Here is a 1,979-nt window from a genome sequence, read left to right as displayed (position 1 = left end):
ATCGTATCTACGTTCTTATACAGAAACTTGGAATCCTGATCACTAATTTCTATGTCACTCCCCTTAACTTCAACTTTCCCATCTAAAACAGCTAACAGAGACTGACCTCCTGAGGCCTGCAAAACAGATCCATTAAAAACTTCCGTCTTCGTTTTATATCCAAAACGTTCAATAATCTGAAGCGGTGCTTGCGATTCAGGTTGTTCTTCTGTATAAAATGGATTATCTAGTTCTTGAAGCAACATATATTTTCCACTATCTCTAGCAATTTCTAAGAGCTCTTTATACTCCTCTAACTCGTCCTTATCAAGCTTATAGAGGTTATTTTTGGTATAAAGCTCTTCCATCGTTTTAAGATTGTCTTTATCCCCATTCAAATTCTTCCATAAGGTATCTAAGTAAAGTTTTCCACGATTCTGTTGTGAAAAATATTTATTCCCGTCTATACGAAGCTTATCTGAAATATCATCATACTTATAATTCAAGTACAAAAGCGGATCGTCAATTTTTGTCCAATAATCTACCTTGTCATTCGATTTTTCACGATCTAATTTTGAAAGATACAACCAGGTATTATTCATATCAAATTCATCTTGACGAGTAATTCCTGAACTACCGATACCAAGTATAGCCAGAAACAAAAGCAGACCAAAAGCAATCAGATAAGCCTTTAAGCTAAATGGATTTTTGATAATAGCTTGAAGCGGTTTAGAACCTACACGGTAGAACTTCCTCGCTTTCTTAGCAACTTTCCCTGTTTTAGAAGTAGCTAAGCGTTGCTTATAGGCCTTAATACGACGAGAGAGTTTTCCTTCCCAAGAAAATTCTCTTGGAGTTCGAGTGAAGCCTCTTCCTTTAGCCTTATTGTAAGCTCTATTTCCAAAGCTATAGCTCGATTTAACCATTCCTTGGCCAAGTGTACCACTATATTTCCCAATCGTTTTGATTCGTTTCCCTTGAATCTGAATATCCTGATACCGATATTTAGCTCGTGCTATATCTGATAGTGTATCATCCTGATGCGCAACAGAGCTAGCCTGTTGACTGGTTGATCGTTCTAGAGCCTGTTTAGTAGCACGGAGCAACTTCTTCTTGCGTGAACCACCAGTAGCCTCTTGAGCGACTTTAAAAGTCCTTTTAGAAGTTTTTTTCTCCAGTTTCGCCTTATCCAATTCCTGCTTAAGGAATGTCTGTTTTTTATTGTTTCTATCTAATTCCTGCTTAAGGAAAACCTGCTTTTTAATTTCCTCTGGACGAAGTACCTTTCCTTCTTTTCCAAGATTTCTTCCTTGTTTCTGGATATTCTTGTACTCTTTTTGGATTCTCTTATACTCTTTTTGTATTTTCTTGACCTTGTTCTTAGAAGCTCGAAATTGGCTTCGACTCTTCTTTACCAACTGACGTTTAGAGTAAGTCTGAGATTGTAACTTCGTAAGTTGTTTTGCGCTATCTTGTTGAACCGTTCGGTAATTCTTACGAACTTTTTCTAGCTTTCGATCTAACCTATGACCGATTGTTTTTGGTCTGCCTTTCTCCTGATCCATAGTGAGACTCCTAAGCGTCTGTTGCGACTAAGTTATATAACTTAGTATTCTTTGGTATTGGATTTTCAAATGGCACTACAACTGGCCCAGCTACGATTAAGCCAGTACCTTTAGCCTTTGGCCGCGATAAGTAGCGAATCTGTTTATCAGTCAGATTGACAATCTCTTTTAGGATAGCCAAATCTTGGGGTTTTTGTTTGAGTAAAATCATAAACTCACTATTTGAGAGCAATTTCCGACCTTCTTCAACAGCAGCTAGCGTTTCTACGTTCTGGGTGATTCCTGTTGGAATCGCACCATATTTCCGAATCCGTGAATACAACGTAGTAAAGAAGTCTGCTTGAGCCTTATTTTTAAATAGAATCTGCATCTCATCAAAGTAAACCCATGTAGTACATTTCCCTTGATTCTCTACAATTTGATTCCAGATATAAT

General features: G+C 37.5%; 2 pseudogenes. Both read right to left on the bottom strand.

The features are described 5' to 3' along the window. A pseudogene (locus HMPREF2837_RS09510) lies at window positions 1–1,544 on the bottom strand (peptidase M23); the annotation flags it as partial. A 10-nt stretch (window positions 1,545–1,554) separates the two neighbouring features. After that, window positions 1,555–1,979, bottom strand: a pseudogene (locus HMPREF2837_RS09505) (VirB4-like conjugal transfer ATPase); the annotation flags it as partial.

Origin of the sequence: Streptococcus sp. HMSC071D03 (genome assembly GCF_001812125.1) — a bacterium.
Lineage (GTDB): Bacteria > Bacillota > Bacilli > Lactobacillales > Streptococcaceae > Streptococcus > Streptococcus pseudopneumoniae_N.
This window is presented reverse-complemented; position numbering and strand designations above follow the sequence as displayed.